Source organism: Candidatus Fokinia cryptica, assembly GCF_034359305.1.
GTDB lineage: Bacteria > Pseudomonadota > Alphaproteobacteria > Rickettsiales > Midichloriaceae > Fokinia > Fokinia crypta.
Genome location: NZ_CP110343.1, coordinates 560,087 through 575,054 on the forward strand (window position 1 = coordinate 560,087; position 14,968 = coordinate 575,054).

The 14,968-nt window shown below is 32.9% G+C and carries 13 protein-coding genes and 1 tRNA gene; 6 read left to right on the forward strand and 8 right to left on the reverse strand.

Translation table 11 applies throughout. The features are described from left to right. Window positions 1–225: 225 nt before the first annotated feature. From rpsD to Fokcrypt_RS02605, 4 genes are all read right to left on the reverse strand, one after another. Window positions 226–864 (reverse strand): 30S ribosomal protein S4, encoded by a 639-nt coding sequence (gene rpsD / locus Fokcrypt_RS02590; protein ID WP_323721982.1) that lies wholly within the window; start codon window positions 862–864, stop codon window positions 226–228. 298 nt (window positions 865–1,162) lie between these two features. Further along, on the reverse strand, window positions 1,163–2,356 hold the full coding sequence (locus Fokcrypt_RS02595; RefSeq protein ID WP_323721983.1) for a cation:dicarboxylate symporter family transporter: 1,194 nt from the start codon (window positions 2,354–2,356) through the stop codon (window positions 1,163–1,165). Window positions 2,357–2,421: 65 nt separating this feature from the next. After that, a tRNA-Thr gene (locus Fokcrypt_RS02600) sits at window positions 2,422–2,496 on the reverse strand. Between the two features lie 38 nt (window positions 2,497–2,534). Next, window positions 2,535–3,290, reverse strand: coding sequence for a Bax inhibitor-1/YccA family protein (locus tag Fokcrypt_RS02605; RefSeq protein WP_323721984.1), 756 nt, complete (start codon window positions 3,288–3,290; stop codon window positions 2,535–2,537). Between the two features lie 238 nt (window positions 3,291–3,528). Here Fokcrypt_RS02605 and pgsA point away from each other — a divergent pair, with 238 nt between their 5' ends. Next, the gene (gene pgsA, locus Fokcrypt_RS02610) at window positions 3,529–4,122 is read left to right on the forward strand and encodes a CDP-diacylglycerol--glycerol-3-phosphate 3-phosphatidyltransferase (RefSeq protein ID WP_323721985.1); all 594 of its coding nucleotides are present in this window, start codon (window positions 3,529–3,531) and stop codon (window positions 4,120–4,122) included. A 6-nt stretch (window positions 4,123–4,128) separates the two neighbouring features. Here the strand turns inward: pgsA and Fokcrypt_RS02615 are convergent, their stop codons facing one another. Genes Fokcrypt_RS02615 through gatB form a run of 3 tightly spaced genes read right to left on the reverse strand, consistent with a single transcriptional unit; the run spans window position 4,129 to window position 7,279 of the window. Next, window positions 4,129–4,587: a holo-ACP synthase gene (locus Fokcrypt_RS02615; protein ID WP_323721986.1), complete on the reverse strand. Its 459-nt coding sequence runs from the start codon at window positions 4,585–4,587 to the stop codon at window positions 4,129–4,131. Next, entirely contained in the window at window positions 4,584–5,738 is a 1,155-nt protein-coding gene (locus Fokcrypt_RS02620; RefSeq protein WP_323721987.1) for an acetate/propionate family kinase, read from the reverse strand. The genes Fokcrypt_RS02615 and Fokcrypt_RS02620 overlap by 4 nt, the downstream gene beginning before the upstream one ends. Window positions 5,739–5,785: 47 nt before the next feature. Next, window positions 5,786–7,279 (reverse strand): Asp-tRNA(Asn)/Glu-tRNA(Gln) amidotransferase subunit GatB, encoded by a 1,494-nt coding sequence (gene gatB / locus Fokcrypt_RS02625; RefSeq protein WP_323721988.1) that lies wholly within the window; start codon window positions 7,277–7,279, stop codon window positions 5,786–5,788. A 44-nt stretch (window positions 7,280–7,323) separates the two neighbouring features. Here gatB and fabZ point away from each other — a divergent pair, with 44 nt between their 5' ends. Then, on the forward strand, window positions 7,324–7,755 hold the full coding sequence (fabZ, locus tag Fokcrypt_RS02630; RefSeq protein ID WP_323721989.1) for a 3-hydroxyacyl-ACP dehydratase FabZ: 432 nt from the start codon (window positions 7,324–7,326) through the stop codon (window positions 7,753–7,755). A 2-nt stretch (window positions 7,756–7,757) separates the two neighbouring features. On the opposite strand, the gene Fokcrypt_RS02635 is transcribed toward fabZ, so the two are convergent. Continuing rightward, a complete protein-coding gene (locus Fokcrypt_RS02635; protein ID WP_323721990.1) occupies window positions 7,758–8,462 on the reverse strand; it encodes a ubiquinone/menaquinone biosynthesis methyltransferase in 705 nt (234 codons plus the stop codon). A 148-nt stretch (window positions 8,463–8,610) separates the two neighbouring features. Between Fokcrypt_RS02635 and Fokcrypt_RS02640 the strand changes: the two genes are divergently transcribed. The 4 genes from Fokcrypt_RS02640 to Fokcrypt_RS02655 form a co-directional block, all read left to right on the forward strand. Then, a complete protein-coding gene (locus Fokcrypt_RS02640; protein ID WP_323721991.1) occupies window positions 8,611–9,513 on the forward strand; it encodes a cation diffusion facilitator family transporter in 903 nt (300 codons plus the stop codon). A 15-nt stretch (window positions 9,514–9,528) separates the two neighbouring features. Then, window positions 9,529–10,410 carry a UDP-N-acetylmuramate dehydrogenase gene (gene murB / locus Fokcrypt_RS02645; protein WP_323721992.1) on the forward strand — a complete coding sequence of 294 codons (882 nt, stop codon included), beginning with the start codon at window positions 9,529–9,531 and terminating at the stop codon, window positions 10,408–10,410. Window positions 10,411–10,473: 63 nt separating this feature from the next. Next, window positions 10,474–12,249 (forward strand): protein-disulfide reductase DsbD family protein, encoded by a 1,776-nt coding sequence (locus Fokcrypt_RS02650; protein ID WP_323721993.1) that lies wholly within the window; start codon window positions 10,474–10,476, stop codon window positions 12,247–12,249. Window positions 12,250–12,314: 65 nt separating this feature from the next. Next, a partial coding sequence (locus tag Fokcrypt_RS02655; RefSeq protein WP_323721994.1) for a hypothetical protein occupies window positions 12,315–14,968 on the forward strand: 2,654 nt, incomplete at its 3' end.

A 14,968-nucleotide genomic window follows, 5' to 3' on the forward strand; every position in this document is an offset into this window, starting at 1 on the left:
AAGATAAGAGGATAACTAAATCCCATATAGATGAAATAACTAAACCTAGGAAGAACTACACCTACATCTCATCACCCCAAAACAAACTAAAGTAATCTACCTCGAGTACAACTTCACAAATATTTATAACAGATAAGAGGATAACTAAATCCCATATAGATGAAATAACTAAACCTAGGAAGAACTACACCTACATCTCATCACCCCAAAACAAGCTAAAGTAATCTACCTCGAGTACAACTCGATAGTAAGTTGAGGATCTACATTCATAGGATACGGCACCTCTGCAAGTAGTGGTTTTCTAATAAACGTCACAGAAGAATCAGCACCATTAAAAGTGATATAAGAAGGTCGCACCTTAGCCTCATTAGAGAGCGCACCCTGTACCACCTGCATCTCTAAAGCTTTTGGTGTCAACTCAAGAGTATCCGATGGTCGTAAAAACGCACTACCAACATTTAAATACTTCCCATTCACCTTCACATGCTTATGAGACACTAACTGCCTTGCCGCCCTCATTGTAGGAGCGTATTTACTTCTATACACCACCACATCAAGACGAGATTCAAGTAGACCTATCAAATTCTCTCCTACATCACCAGACATTTTAACGGCTTTCTTATAAATTCCTCTAAATTGCTTTTCCGTAATATTACAATAATACGCTTTCAACATCTGCTTTGCTCTCAACTGCATACCATACACAGAAGAACGCTTATAACCATTTCTCCCATGCATACCAGGAGGATAATTCCTCTTTACATATGCATCATCAGCTTTCTCAGTCAAATTCGCTCCGAATCTTCTAGACGCTTTACACTTAGTTGTATTGATTTTTGTCACAACATCACTATGAATGTTCATACTTCGATAGCAACATGATAACGAATTACCATCAAAAAGCAATATGTTTTCAGCGAAATGAATACCAAAAAACACTATTTTTCAGCAAATTAATACATTTTAGCAAAGCAATTTCTAATACGAATTGCTTTAAAAAAGCATCGTAAAATAGAATGCTAGTTCTTCACGCAAAATAACAAATTTGAAATACCTTAAAGATAAAAAAATAAAGAGGTTAATTTTGGAATGAATTAAGTAAATTTACTATAATAAGGTGCATTTTTTTCCCTCTTATAAGAATAGCTATTTTTGATGAACACTACTTGTCAGTTTTTATGAGCCCATAAAATAATAAAATCTTTTCCATGAGCAGCGACATAATAATGTTATACCCTACATTTAAAGCTGTTATAATCTCATCCATTAATATATTCATCATAAGCACGATGGAAATCATATCGTCATTAAAATGCAAATACTTCTCTAAGAGAGGTACAGATGCTAAGCTTATAGCTCCACCTCCAGGTACAGCGGTCATCCCTACTCTCATTAAAACGTAAAAAAAGCTAAACTCCAGCCATACAATTAGTGATGGTAGAGCCCCATAAAACTGGTAAGATAAAAAAGAAAAAAGAATAGCGTTAAGTATACAATCACCGATTTGCTGTACTCCAATAGTAATAGGAATGATAGAGCGTACTATATTAGGAAATTTTGCAAGCTTTGCTGCACTTTCCGCAACATATGGTAGAGCTATTATACTACTAGAAGATGTAAAAGCTACCATTACTGGATATGTTATAGTTTTAAGCACTCTCTTAATCTCTTCGTATTTCATACGTAGTGGTATCAAGAGTATTAAAATAAAATATACAGCAGAACAACTTAAAGCTATCGATAAAAAGTTAATCAAATTTCTTATAAAAGATACGATATCTTTTTGACCAAAATTAGCAATAAAAGCCATAATCATCACTATTATGGCTTTAGAAAAAAAGGTATGCATTATCCAAGTCATAAAATGCATTGCTTTATCTAGAATTTTTTCAGCATCTTTCCACCTGCGTACTTTAGCAACACGACCGATAATAATACCAAGTACAATAAAGATTTTACTGTTCCAAAAGTCTGGTATTGGTATCCTAGCGTCGAATAATAAGTTTGCTGAATTAGTAGTAGTAGAATAAGCTATAGCAGTACTAAAGTACGGTAATAATGGAGCACTAAAGAAATAAGAGTACATGATTGCAATAAAATTAGAAATACATTCTAACAACACTATCGCAACCACAAACAGAGTTGCATTACTCTGCACTTTATACATAGCATTTGCCATCAAGGTAAATGTCAATACTGGTATAAAAAGCATTACTAAATTTCTTACATGCAACGCAAGCGTATGCACTATATCACGAATAATATCTGGTATAACAGAAAAAAAGTATGAATATCCAAGTATCAGCAATACAAAAAGAACGCTCTTAAGGTGACGTAAACGTAAGTAAGTAATCATAAAGCACATACAACAAACTTACAAAATCAACCCAAGCAACAGCAAAAGGATAGCTATATTTTTTTTGGTGCCAAAGATAGGAATTGAACCTACGACCTACTGATTACGAATCAGTTGCACTACCACTGTGCTACTTTGGCACTAATCACCAATCAATCACTAATCCATTAATCAATCACTAATCTCTTCGTCCGTTCATAAATCTGAGAAGCTGAACCACGTGAATGAATAGATTAATAAAATCCATATATAATGTCATAGCTCCATAAATTGCGACTTTTTCAGACATAGCAGAATCACTTCCCCCTCCAATCATATAATACGTATCTCTAACTTTCTGGGTGTCATATGCTATCATGATCGTGAATACAAGCACACCTACAGCAGATAAGACGTAGTATATTACTGGACTTTGCATAAAGATGTTTATGATAGAAGCTACTACCATTCCTATTAAACCCATCATAGCGAATGAGCCAATCCCTGATAAATCACTTTTCGTAGTATATCCGTATATACTCATTCCTCCAAACATCCCAGTAGTAATAAGAGCAGCTCGTAATACCATATCTATTTCAAAAGTAATAGTAATTACTGAAATAGAAACTCCAATAGACGACGCTAACAACCATAACATATTACGTACTTGAGATGGTGACATTGTCATAAATTTTGCACTACTATACCAACCTATCGCAAGAGGGGCAAACATAAATATCATATAAAGCGGGGTTCCAAACAACAATCGTGCAAGAGGTGGAACTGACATAATAAGAAAGGCTACAAAAGCAGTAATTCCCAAAGAAATCGTCATATCGCGATATACTTTGATCATATAAGTACGTAACCCTGCATCATAAGTCACAGAATCTGCACGAGCACTTCTAGTGTTTTCTATATTTTCGTAGTAGCGTTTTTCATAACGACTCATCATTTTAACAAAAATGTTAAATGTTTTACAAAATGATGTTAACACATTACATCTTGTAAGAAAAGAAGATTAGACAATTTCTTCAGTAATTTTTCATTAAGCTGAAAAAACTCAGATATTATCAATTGCAGAAAATTAGTATATTAACATACTAAATTAGATGAAATTAAGCTTTGAATATAGAAAATACATACTCATTCGTATATACATGTGAACCGGAGAAACCCTCAAAAAGAGCATAATGCACAAGATTATTAAGTCTATACCAAACTTTATTACTTTACTCCGTATACTGCTTATACCGGTCTTGGTAATGTCATTTTACATACCAGGCTCAATAGGATGTTATACTGCTACTGCAATATTCATATTTGTAAGCATTACAGATTTAATAGATGGGTATTTAGCTCGCACACTAAAATCTCAGAGTAATTTTGGCAGAGTATTTGATCCAGTAGCAGATAAAATGCTAATCGCAGCAGTTTTGTTAATGATAGCAGAGCAGAAAATAGTACCTACTCCGTTAATAGTAATAATATTATGTAGAGAAATATTTGTTTCAGGAATGAGGGAATACTTGGCAGTAATGCGTGTAGAAATATCCGTCAAATTACTAGGTAAAGTAAAAACATGCGCACAGATGATAGCAGTTACATTCTTATTACTTTCTAGAGAACATTTAGTGAGAGAGGAGGTTAGCATAGCAATAGGATTTGATGTATACTTCGCTGGAGAATATTTAATATGGAGTGCAGCATTTTTAACATTAATCTCAGGACTTGCATACTTTCTAGAAGGAATGAGAAAGCTAAACGAATATAATACTAAACAATAGAATACCTTATCTTCTAATGAGAGTTGTATTGGCTATTGCAAATGGGTACTGATCACTCATAGAAAGAGCGGTGTAAAATTCTCCTGCAAATTTTGTGTCATCACTCCAAAAAGGTGCACCTTTATCATTTTGCAAAATCTCCATGTCGCAAAATTTTAAATTGATACAGATCCCACAACCTAAAGCCTTTGAGTATGATTCTTTTGCTGCAAATCTCTTAGCAATATAACTCGCAATATCTATCATCACATTTTGAGTAGCTAATTCATCGGGATTCATGGTAAATGTAAAATCTTCTTTTACATACTCTCGGTATTTACTAAAAAAGTACTCTATCTCTTTTTTTGTAAAAACCCTATTGAGAAATCTTGTACCATTTTCAAAAAGTATCCTCTCTACTCTATGTATATTTACTATATCCACCCCTACTCCTATATACGAAGGCAGAAATGATGCATCTGTCACCGATTATTCTGAATGAATGTTCTGATATGATCGATTATTATCGACTCTTCGTTAACTTTTGCAATAATAATATCAGTTTTACTACTTTTCGGCGAAATTAGAGTTGAACACTTTTCATTCATTAGATCATCTAGCAATAACCCGAACACAGATAATCCATCTACTATTCTCTTTCTTATATAAGATGAATTTTCACCAATCCCACCAGAAAAAACTAACACATCTACCCCTCCTAAAATTGCAATCAAACCACTAATCTCTTTTACAGCTTTATACATAAATACTTCTATCGCAAATTTAGCACTTTCTGAATTACTATTTAAGAGCTTTCTCATATCATTACTAATACCTGATATTGCTTTTAAACCTGAATCCTTATTTAGCATACGATGTATTTCGATAGCAGAGATTTTATAAATTTCTTGCATTAATAACGGGATTGCCGGATCTATTGCACCGCATCTTGTTCCCATCATAAAACCATCCAGTGGCGTAAGTCCCATTGTAGTATCAACACTTTTTCCTTCACTAATCGCACAAGCACTAACTCCACTTCCCATATGAACAATTACTATTTTAGAATCAGCTTTACCAGGTAAAGTATTAGAAACGCTATACATTGCACTTTCGTAAGCAATACCATGAAAACCATATTTTATTATACCATCTTTAGTATACTGTTGAGGTATAGGATATACCCTACGATGCATAGGAATCGTTCTGTGGAAACTAGTATCAAAATATGCGTATTGCGGTATATTAGAATTTTTTAATTTCTCTATATTTTCTAACGCATATGGTTGATGTAAAGGACCAAATTTTACGAGCTCCTTGATTTTCGCTAGCACTTCTACATCTATAGGTAATAAGCCATGCATTTCAGTTCCACCATGTAAAACCCTATGTCCCATAGCTATAAATCTTGCATTATAGTGCTTTTGTATATACTCAATACAAAAATTTATTGCATCTGTACCATTTTGAATCTCTATATCTTTTACGAATTCACCATATTTTACAGAACAAGAAGTACTATTTAACAAAAAATCTACATGCATTACAACATCTATCCCTTGATCTTTATTGAAAGGACTCGCAGTAATCTTCAAACTAGAAGAACCAGTATTAGCGACAAGAATATAATCTACCATTATCAATGATAAGAATAATATATAAATTATTATAGCAAAGATTATCTTTATATGTCACCTTCTTTTAATTTTTTTAATAAAAGCTCATTGATTTTCACTGGATTACCCTTCCCTTTAGATTTTTTCATTATTTTCCCTACAAAATATCCCAATAATTTTTCTTCTCCATTTCGATATCTCTCTACTTCATTTTGCTCTTCCTTCAGCACTTCACTTACCATTTGTATAAGCTCTTCTTCATCAGAAATTTGATTCAAATCCATCACATCTACCACATATGAAGGCTCTTTGCGATAATATGGAGAATTAACATCACATATTTCATTTACTATACTTTTAGCTGCACTAAATGAAATTGCCCCCTTTTCTATCATTACACATAAATCTGATAGCATTTTTGGAGCAAGTCCTAATTCTTGTGGTGAAATTTTATATTTCTCAATTATTCTAAATAATTCACAAGTTACAATATTTGCTACATTTTGCGGAGTACTAACATAACCTAATACCGCTTCGTCAAAATATTTAGCAATCAAAGGCTCTGAAGCTATTATAGATGCTTCCGCTTCCTTTATTCCTAGCTGCGTAACATACCTCATTAACTTCTCCATAGGAAGCTCAGGAATACTCTCTTTGATATTTTTTACAACTTCCTCTCCTATATATATAGGCATTAAGTCCGGATCTTTGATATACCTGTAATCTGCTACATCTTCCTTTGAACGTATTGGTATAGTTACTCCATTAAATAACATTGTCTCGTTTAATATCACCCCTCCATTTTGAATGATATCAATTTGCCTCTTATACTCGTAATCAATTGCATCTACTATACTTTTAGTTGAATTCAAGTTTTTTATCTCAACCCTCGTACCGTATTTTTCATCACCCTTTTTTCTCACAGAAATATTAACATCGCATCGCATATCACCATTCTCCATATTTCCATTACAAACTCCTATACATATTAGAATTGCCCTGAGATTCTTAAAGCATTCTACAGCTTCTTTTTTTGACCTTATATCAGGTTTTGTGACAATTTCTATAAGAGCAGTCCCACATCTATTAAAATCTACATATGTAATACCATCTCCATGTACGCATTTAGCGGCATCCTGCTCAATATGCAACTCATTCATTCCAATAAACTTCTTGATACCATCTACAATAATAGGTATTCTGCCCTCTGTAACTATCTGCGTAGATTGAGTGATCTGATACCCTTGTGGTAAATCAGGATAAAAGTAATGCTTTCTATCCCATGAAGAAACAGCACTAATCTTTCCTTCAAGTGCAAGTCCAGCCTTTATAGCTTGCTCAATACAACTAAAATTTGGTATCGGCAATACACCAGGAAGAGCTATGTCATGCAAACTAGTATTGCTATTCGGCACAGCATTAGTATTACTTTCAGATGCAGAAATAGAATTAGAAAAAAGTTTCCACTTTGATACAAGCTGTGCATGCACTTCAAGACCTATTACTAATTCCCAGTCAATATACTTAGCCTCTATCATCTTTACAAAAATTCTACGTTTCATATATAAGTAAAGAGTAGTGTTAAGTATAAATTCTCTAAAAATCAATGATTTACGATATAAATTGGATCAAAAGCAAGCTACCTCACAGGCATCCTTTTCTATTAGTAGATAGAATTTTAGAGATTTCTGATAGTAGTATAAGGGGGATTAAAAATTTCACTATTAACGAACATTTTTTCTCTGGACACTTTCCTGAAAAACCAATAGTACCAGGAGTTCTCCTAATAGAAGCAATGGCACAAGTCGCTGGAATAGCAATATCACATAAAAGCAACAATACAGAAAATCTTGGATTTTTAGTAAGTATAGAAAATGCCGTATTCAAACAAATGGTCATACCTGGCGACTCAGTAGCATTAGAAGCTATAATTAATAAATCTAGAGGAAATTTCTGGAAATTTGACTGCTCAGCAAAAGTAAATGATAGTATAGCTGCTTCTGCTACAATAGCTCTCATGATGCATAAAACAGTATGACATCAGGGTTTTGTACAACTATATATCGCACACACATTATTCATCACGTTGCATTTGATATTGCACCCACCAAATTTCGCTAACATGTCTAATATCCATTCTCTAGATACGAATCCCATTATACTATTCGAAAGATAGTGGTAAGCATCATAATTATTTGCAAATATTTTACCTAATACTGGTATTATATAGCGCAAATAATGCTCATGTGCGGTCATCAAAACAGAATGTTTTTCATATCGTGGATTGAGAAAATCCATAAAAAGAATCTTCCCTCCTCCCTTCACTACTTTGAAAGAATTGGATATTGTATCCATATAACTACTACTATTTCTTAGACCAAATGCATTCGAATAAAAATCAAACTGCTCGCTTACATTTAAATCAACGGAATCTCCTAATTCCCATTTTATACTGTCTAATAAAAACAACTCACCAGAATCTAACACGTCCATCAAACCTCTCTTGAGCATATCTTGATTATTATCAACTACTAATACTTTTTCTCCACCTTTTTTAATAAATCTTTTAGCTATATCACCAGTTCCCCCAGCAACATCAATAAGAATTTTAGCCTCTACATCACCAAAGCATTCCATAAACTTTCTACGCCACAACCTATGAATACCAAATGACATGATGTCATTCATAATGCGATACTTTTCATTGACATCGCTGAAGACTTTTTTTACGAAACTATCTTTCACTTTAATAAATAATCCATTATTAATAAGTAGTTAAAAAATACTAAATACTGTGATAAAAATCATTGCAGTTTAGCATATTTGGATGTGCAATTTTTGCAAATGTATTTTTTTTTGCTACGATGTAATAGCATGCAGCTCACCGTATACGATGATACTAAATTTAGATGCTAAAAACTCTCTGCTGATTTCTGCTATAATAGTAGGAACATTCATGATATGCGAGTTTATTGCAAGTTCAATATCTGGCTCATTGATGCTACTTGCAGATGCAACACATATGCTGACGGATTTATGCTCTCTTCTAATATCACTCATTTCAGAGAAAATATCATTAAGATCGGCAGATCAATACAGAACGTTTGGATATAGCAGAATCAAAGTAATAGCAGCTTTCGCAAATGGAATTATCCTCATATGCTTAGCCGTTGCTATAATAAAAGAAGCAATATACGAAGTTATTATGCAGAGAAATGTCGCACACCTCGACATTTCACTCATGATCATCACATCAACTATAGGATTATTAGTAAACTGTTTAATATTTTTTATTCTTAAAAGAGCAAGCTCTTTTAATTTAAATATAAAGGGAGCACTTTTTCATGTATTAGGTGACTTACTTTCTTCAACAGCAGCTATTATAGGAGGAGTACTTATTTATTATACAAAAAATACTATTTTTGATGCTGTAATTTCTATTATATTGTCCATTAATATAACAATGATGACTATAGGCTTACTAAAAGAATCACTTCACATACTGCTTGAAGGAAGGCCGCAACATGTCAAAGATGAATGTGTCACTAACTCACTAATAGAACATTTTCAGTTGGTTGATGTGCACCATTTACATATGTGGATGTTAAATGAGAATTATGTAATGTGTACAATGCATATTGTATTACCATCCTCCGCTCAAATAACTTTCCTAGAAAAGAAGCAAGATATAATAATAGAAGTAAAAGCATTTCTTCTAAAACATCATAAGATACAACATGCAACTATTGAATTAGAATTGCAAAATGAAAAGTGTTCAGACACCAATATTAGCTAACATAATATAGAAAAGATGTACAATCTGCCAAACGTAAGAGGGGAATACAAGTTTGATTTCGATTGCAGTAAAATATCATGGCTTCGAGTTGGTGGACGTGCAGATGTGCTATTTTCTCCACACGACGAAGATGATTTAAAGTATTTTCTTCGGCAAATAGATAGCCAAATACCTATTACAATTATAGGTTTAGCGTCCAATATCCTAATAAGAGATAAAGGAATTAGAGGGGTAACAATAAGACTTGGAAAAGGATTTAGAGAGATGAAAATTACAGATGATGGGGTAATTGCTGGATCTGCAGTATCAGGTCTCCAACTAGCAAACTTTGGGTTAGAAAATTCTATAGCAAATTTCGAATTTTTTTCAGGTATACCTGGCACCATTGGAGGAATGCTTACTATGAATGCTGGGGCATTTGGAAATGACATTTCGAAAATATTAAAATCAGCAATATGTATTAATTTAAAGGGAGAGGAAGAAATGATAGATGTAAAAAAATTCGGATATAGTTATAGAAGTAACTCTTTAAAAGAGAAGTACATCTTTACCAAAGCATTGTTTCGCCATGAAAGCGGTGTACACACAGAGATTGCAGATAAAATCCAAGAAATCAGCAATATAAGAAAAGCTACGCAACCAAGTGCGAGGACTGCTGGTTCTACATTTAAAAATCCTACAAACCATAAAGCATGGTTTTTAATTCAAAAGGCATGCGAAACACAAATGAGAGTCGGTAATGCATATTTCTCTACTTTGCACTCAAATTTTATTGTAACAGAAGATGGAGCCACTGCAACAGACGTGGAAAATCTGATATTATTAGCGAAAAACATGGTAAAGAGTAAATTTAATATTTATCTAGAAGAAGAAATAATTATATTAGGTGAAAAATAATCATCAGCTTGTGATAAGAGCACTCTTGCATTATTATTTTTGTAAATACGCTATTACGACAACATGCATATAACTTCCTCTCGCTCGCTTCTCGGCATCTCGTTTTTTATTGCACTAGTACTATCAGCATTCTTAACCCCCTCTCATACTAATGCATCAACAAAAAACGATATTGATGTATCATTTGAAAAGAAAAATGATTATATAGAACTTTCTTTCAATTCAAATTTACCACTTATTGAGCTATTTTCTCATAATAAAAGTGGTATTGGGAAAAATTTTGAAATCACTTTAAATAAAGAAAAAAGCTATAATGTAGATGCAATAGAAGTAATATGGCCTACCCCTCAGGGTTCAACAAAACATATAGATGGTACAGCAATACCGTACTCATATTATAAACTCCCAGTACAAATAAAAATAAAAGTTAATAAACTTAATTATTCAATATACGAATATGACGCTATTCTTGAATTACGATACTCATTCTGCGCAAATGACATATGTAAAATAGAAAGACGTGCGATCACTATAGAACATCGAAGAAATAGTGATTTAATCACAATAATTTTTATATGCATTGGGGCTTTTATAAGTGGATTCCTACTCAACGGCATGCCATGCGTATTACCTGTTATATCAATCAAAATATCATCTCTTTTTAAGTATTCATCATACAGCAAAAGAGTATTAATACTTCACATTATAGCAATATCATGTGGGGTATTAATGGTATTCGCTAGTATCGGAATTATTACTATATTTCTAAAGTACTGCGGACTATCTTTTGGGTGGGGAATGCACTTCCAGTCTCCAATATTTGTTACATTTTTAGCATTAGTAATGATGTACTTTGCTAATCAATCTCTTAATAAGAACAGCTATATTATGATTCCGCCATTTATCAATAATATAATCAATAAATTCTCTATCTTAAAAAATGAATACTTCTTAAGCTTTTCATTCGGGTTAAGTACTACATTACTGGCAATTCCCTGTGCAGGTCCATTCTTAGCGCCAGCTATAGCATTTTCTATGAGTCAAGGATATATTTTTATAATAGCGATACATATAATTGCTGGACTAGGAGTCGCTTCTCCATATATTGTACTGTTATGCTTTTCGAGACTTATAAAATTTATACCTAGGAGTAGTATTATTTCAGAAGGTATAATCTTATTTTTAATACTCCCCATTATCGTCACCTATTGCTGGCTGTTGTATATATTAGCTCAGCAAATGAAATACATACCATATTCAATTGCAATGAGTTTGATATTGTTACTTCAAATATCATTTACTAGAAAATCAATATACAAAATAGCTAGAATGGTAAAAATTAAGTATACACAATATAGGGAATATGAAAAATATAAGATACTGTACTATGCCTTTTGGGTAATGTTACCTACATCACGGGGATGGATTCATATTATGCACTCAATAATGAAAGGTATAATGCTTGCATTACCTTTCACCTACATCATGTATCATACTTTTCACGATAATATAACAGTAAGTATCAGTAGAAATAGCATAGAATTTCAAATACAAGAAAAACAAAAACACTATCAATTAGTACTCGTAAATATTACTGCAGATTGGTGTATTACGTGCAAAGTCAATAAGATAGCATTAAATAAATTTATGAATAATCATAACGATATTATAGGATTAATAGAATTAGATTACACAAATCAATCAGATGAAATTTCACGATACATAATGGAACACAACAGTAATGGCATACCTTTTACCATATTGTATAGAAAAAATGGAACTAAAATGATATTACCCACTATATTGACAAATGAAATTTTATCAAAGATATTAGGTTGAGAAAAATTGATTTTTTATAAAAAATTACCTATAATTTATAAAGAAGAGGTTAAAAAAAATAGAAAATGCAAAAAAATGGACAAGATAGTGATTTTAAAAACGCTCTATCAGAAGCTTTAAAAAATAAGAATGGATATATAGATGTACAACAACTGAAAGATGCAATTAACACATATAATAAAGATGATAAGCAAATACCACTAGATATAGAAGATAAAGAACATCTGAGAAAAGTCGTGGAATTTTTTAACTCTCAAGGTGAAGATGATTATATAAAAGTAAGTGATATCAAAAATATACTCGAATTCGGCCATGAAAGTAATGATGACCACGCTATAATCACTAATGATATGCTACAAAAAGTAATGCATATGATTGAGGAAAATAATAATTTGCAACCGACAATAGAAGAGTTACGCAACAAGAATCAAGAGCTTTTTGAAAAGATCGACTCCTTAGAAGAAGAAAAGACGAGAGCTGATCAGCAAATATTACAAACAGACGAAGCACTACAAATAGTAAGTAAAAAGCTAAAAGATGCAGAACAAAAGCTAAGCATCAACAATGATCAACTACTACAACTACAAAGCTCATATAAAGAAAAAGAAAATAAGTATAATACTGATATAGATAGAGCAAATGATGAGCTGAAGAGAAAAAAATTAGAAATTGAGCAAATGCAAAAAGAATTACTAGTGAACGGTACTTTACTTGAAGAAACAAAGCAAGCTCTAGAAAATAGCAAAAGCCATAATACACGAATAGCTAAAGACATAAAGAATAATGTACAATCTCAAGAAGAAAATACAACTCTACAACAAGAAAATACAAGGTTACAACAAGAAATCGATAGATTACATAATACAATTTCTGGTAACGAAACTACAATAATTGAACTAAAGAGAGAGATTGCACAAAACAACGAAGCTAAACAATTTGATAATGAAAGTTCACTTCATAGCAGTATAACAAAAAAAGATTTAGAAAAATCGACACATCAACCGGAACGTAATAGTGAACTTTACTTGCATAGTACTTTATTACAACAACAAATTGCTGAATTAGAATTAAAAAATTCTCAATTAAATAGTAAGTTGCAACAGGAAATATCGCTCAATAGCGAATTCAGAAAAGCTCAGAACGAACACAACGAAGAACTCAAACAAGTTCAGGATAAACTGATACAAAATGAGAAAGAACTCAAAGAAGCTCAGAACAAACACAATGAACTTCAGGGCAAATTCAATGAAGCTCAGGATAAACTGACACAAAATCAGAGCGAACTACAAAAGACTCAGCAAGAACTCAAAGAAGCTAAGGATAAACACAATGAAGAACTCAAACAACTTCAGGGCAAACACAATGAAGAACTCAAACAAGCTCAGGACAAACACAATGAAGAATTCAAACAACTTCAGGGCAAACACAATGAAGAACTCAAACAAGCTCAGGACAAACACAATGCACTTCAGGGCAAATTCAATGAAGCTCAGGATAAACTGACACAAAATGAGAGCGAACTACAAAAAACTCAGCAAGAACTCTCACAAAACAAAGAAGAGCTTCAAAAGACTCAGCAAGAATTCCAAGAAGCTAAGGATAAACACAATGAAGAACTCAAAGAAGCTCAGAACAAACATAATGAAGAACTCAAACAAGTTCAGGGCAAATTCCAAGAAGTTCAGGATAAACTGACACAAAATGAGAGCGAACTACAAAAAACTCAGCAAGAACTCTCACAAAACAAAGAAGAGCTTCAAAAGACTCAGCAAGAATTCCAAGAAGCTAAGGATAAACACAATGAAGAACTCAAAGAAGCTCAGAACAAACATAATGAAGAACTCAAACAAGTTCAGGACAAACATAATGAAGAACTCAAACAAGTTCAGGGCAAATTCCAAGAAGTTCAGGATAAACTGACACAAAATCAGAGCGAACTACAAAAGACTCAGCAAGAACTCAAAGAAGCTAAGGATAAACATAATGAAGAACTCAAACAAGTTCAGGGCAAATTCCAAGAAGTTCAGGATAAACTGACACAAAATCAGAGCGAACTACAAAAGACTCAGCAAGAACTCAAAGAAGCTAAGGATAAACACAATGAAGAACTCAAACAACTTCAGGGCAAATTCAATGAAGCTCAGGATAAACTGACACAAAATCAGAGCGAACTACAAAAAACTCAGCAAGAACTCTCACAAAACAAAGAAGAGCTTCAAAAGACTCAGCAAGAATTCAAAGAAGCTCAGGATAAACACAATGAAGAAGTCAAACAACTTCAGGGCAAATTCAATGAAGCTCAGGATAAACTGACACAAAATCAGAGCGAACTACAAAAGACTCAGCAAGAACTCAAAGAAGCTCAGGATAAACACAATGAAGAAGTCAAACAACTTCAGGGCAAATTCAATGAAGCTCAGGATAAACTGACACAAAATGAGAGCGAACTACAAAAAACTCAGCAAGAACTCTCACAAAACAAAGAAGAGCTTCAAAAGACTCAGCAAGAATTCAAAGAAGCTCAGGATAAACACAATGAAGAACTCAAAGAAGCTCAGAACAAACATAATGAAGAACTCAAACAAGTTCAGGACAAACACAATGAAGAACTCAAACAAGTTCAGGATAAACACGATAAAGAACTCCAAGAAGCTCAGAACAAACACAATGAAGAACTCAAACAAGTTCAGGATAAACACGATAAAGAACTCCAAGAAGC

Excerpts from the sequence above, each read along its gene's own strand:
- rpsD (WP_323721982.1), bottom strand. The coding sequence starts at position 864 with ATGAACATTCATAGTGATGTTGTGACAAAAATCAATACAACTAAGTGT.
- Fokcrypt_RS02595 (WP_323721983.1), bottom strand. The coding sequence starts at position 2,356 with ATGATTACTTACTTACGTTTACGTCACCTTAAGAGCGTTCTTTTTGTA.
- Fokcrypt_RS02605 (WP_323721984.1), bottom strand. The coding sequence starts at position 3,290 with ATGATGAGTCGTTATGAAAAACGCTACTACGAAAATATAGAAAACACT.
- pgsA (WP_323721985.1), top strand. The coding sequence starts at position 3,529 with ATGCACAAGATTATTAAGTCTATACCAAACTTTATTACTTTACTCCGT.
- Fokcrypt_RS02620 (WP_323721987.1), bottom strand. The coding sequence starts at position 5,738 with ATGGTAGATTATATTCTTGTCGCTAATACTGGTTCTTCTAGTTTGAAG.
- gatB (WP_323721988.1), bottom strand. The coding sequence starts at position 7,279 with ATGAAACGTAGAATTTTTGTAAAGATGATAGAGGCTAAGTATATTGAC.
- fabZ (WP_323721989.1), top strand. The coding sequence starts at position 7,324 with ATGATTTACGATATAAATTGGATCAAAAGCAAGCTACCTCACAGGCAT.
- Fokcrypt_RS02640 (WP_323721991.1), top strand. The coding sequence starts at position 8,611 with ATGATACTAAATTTAGATGCTAAAAACTCTCTGCTGATTTCTGCTATA.
- murB (WP_323721992.1), top strand. The coding sequence starts at position 9,529 with ATGTACAATCTGCCAAACGTAAGAGGGGAATACAAGTTTGATTTCGAT.
- Fokcrypt_RS02650 (WP_323721993.1), top strand. The coding sequence starts at position 10,474 with ATGCATATAACTTCCTCTCGCTCGCTTCTCGGCATCTCGTTTTTTATT.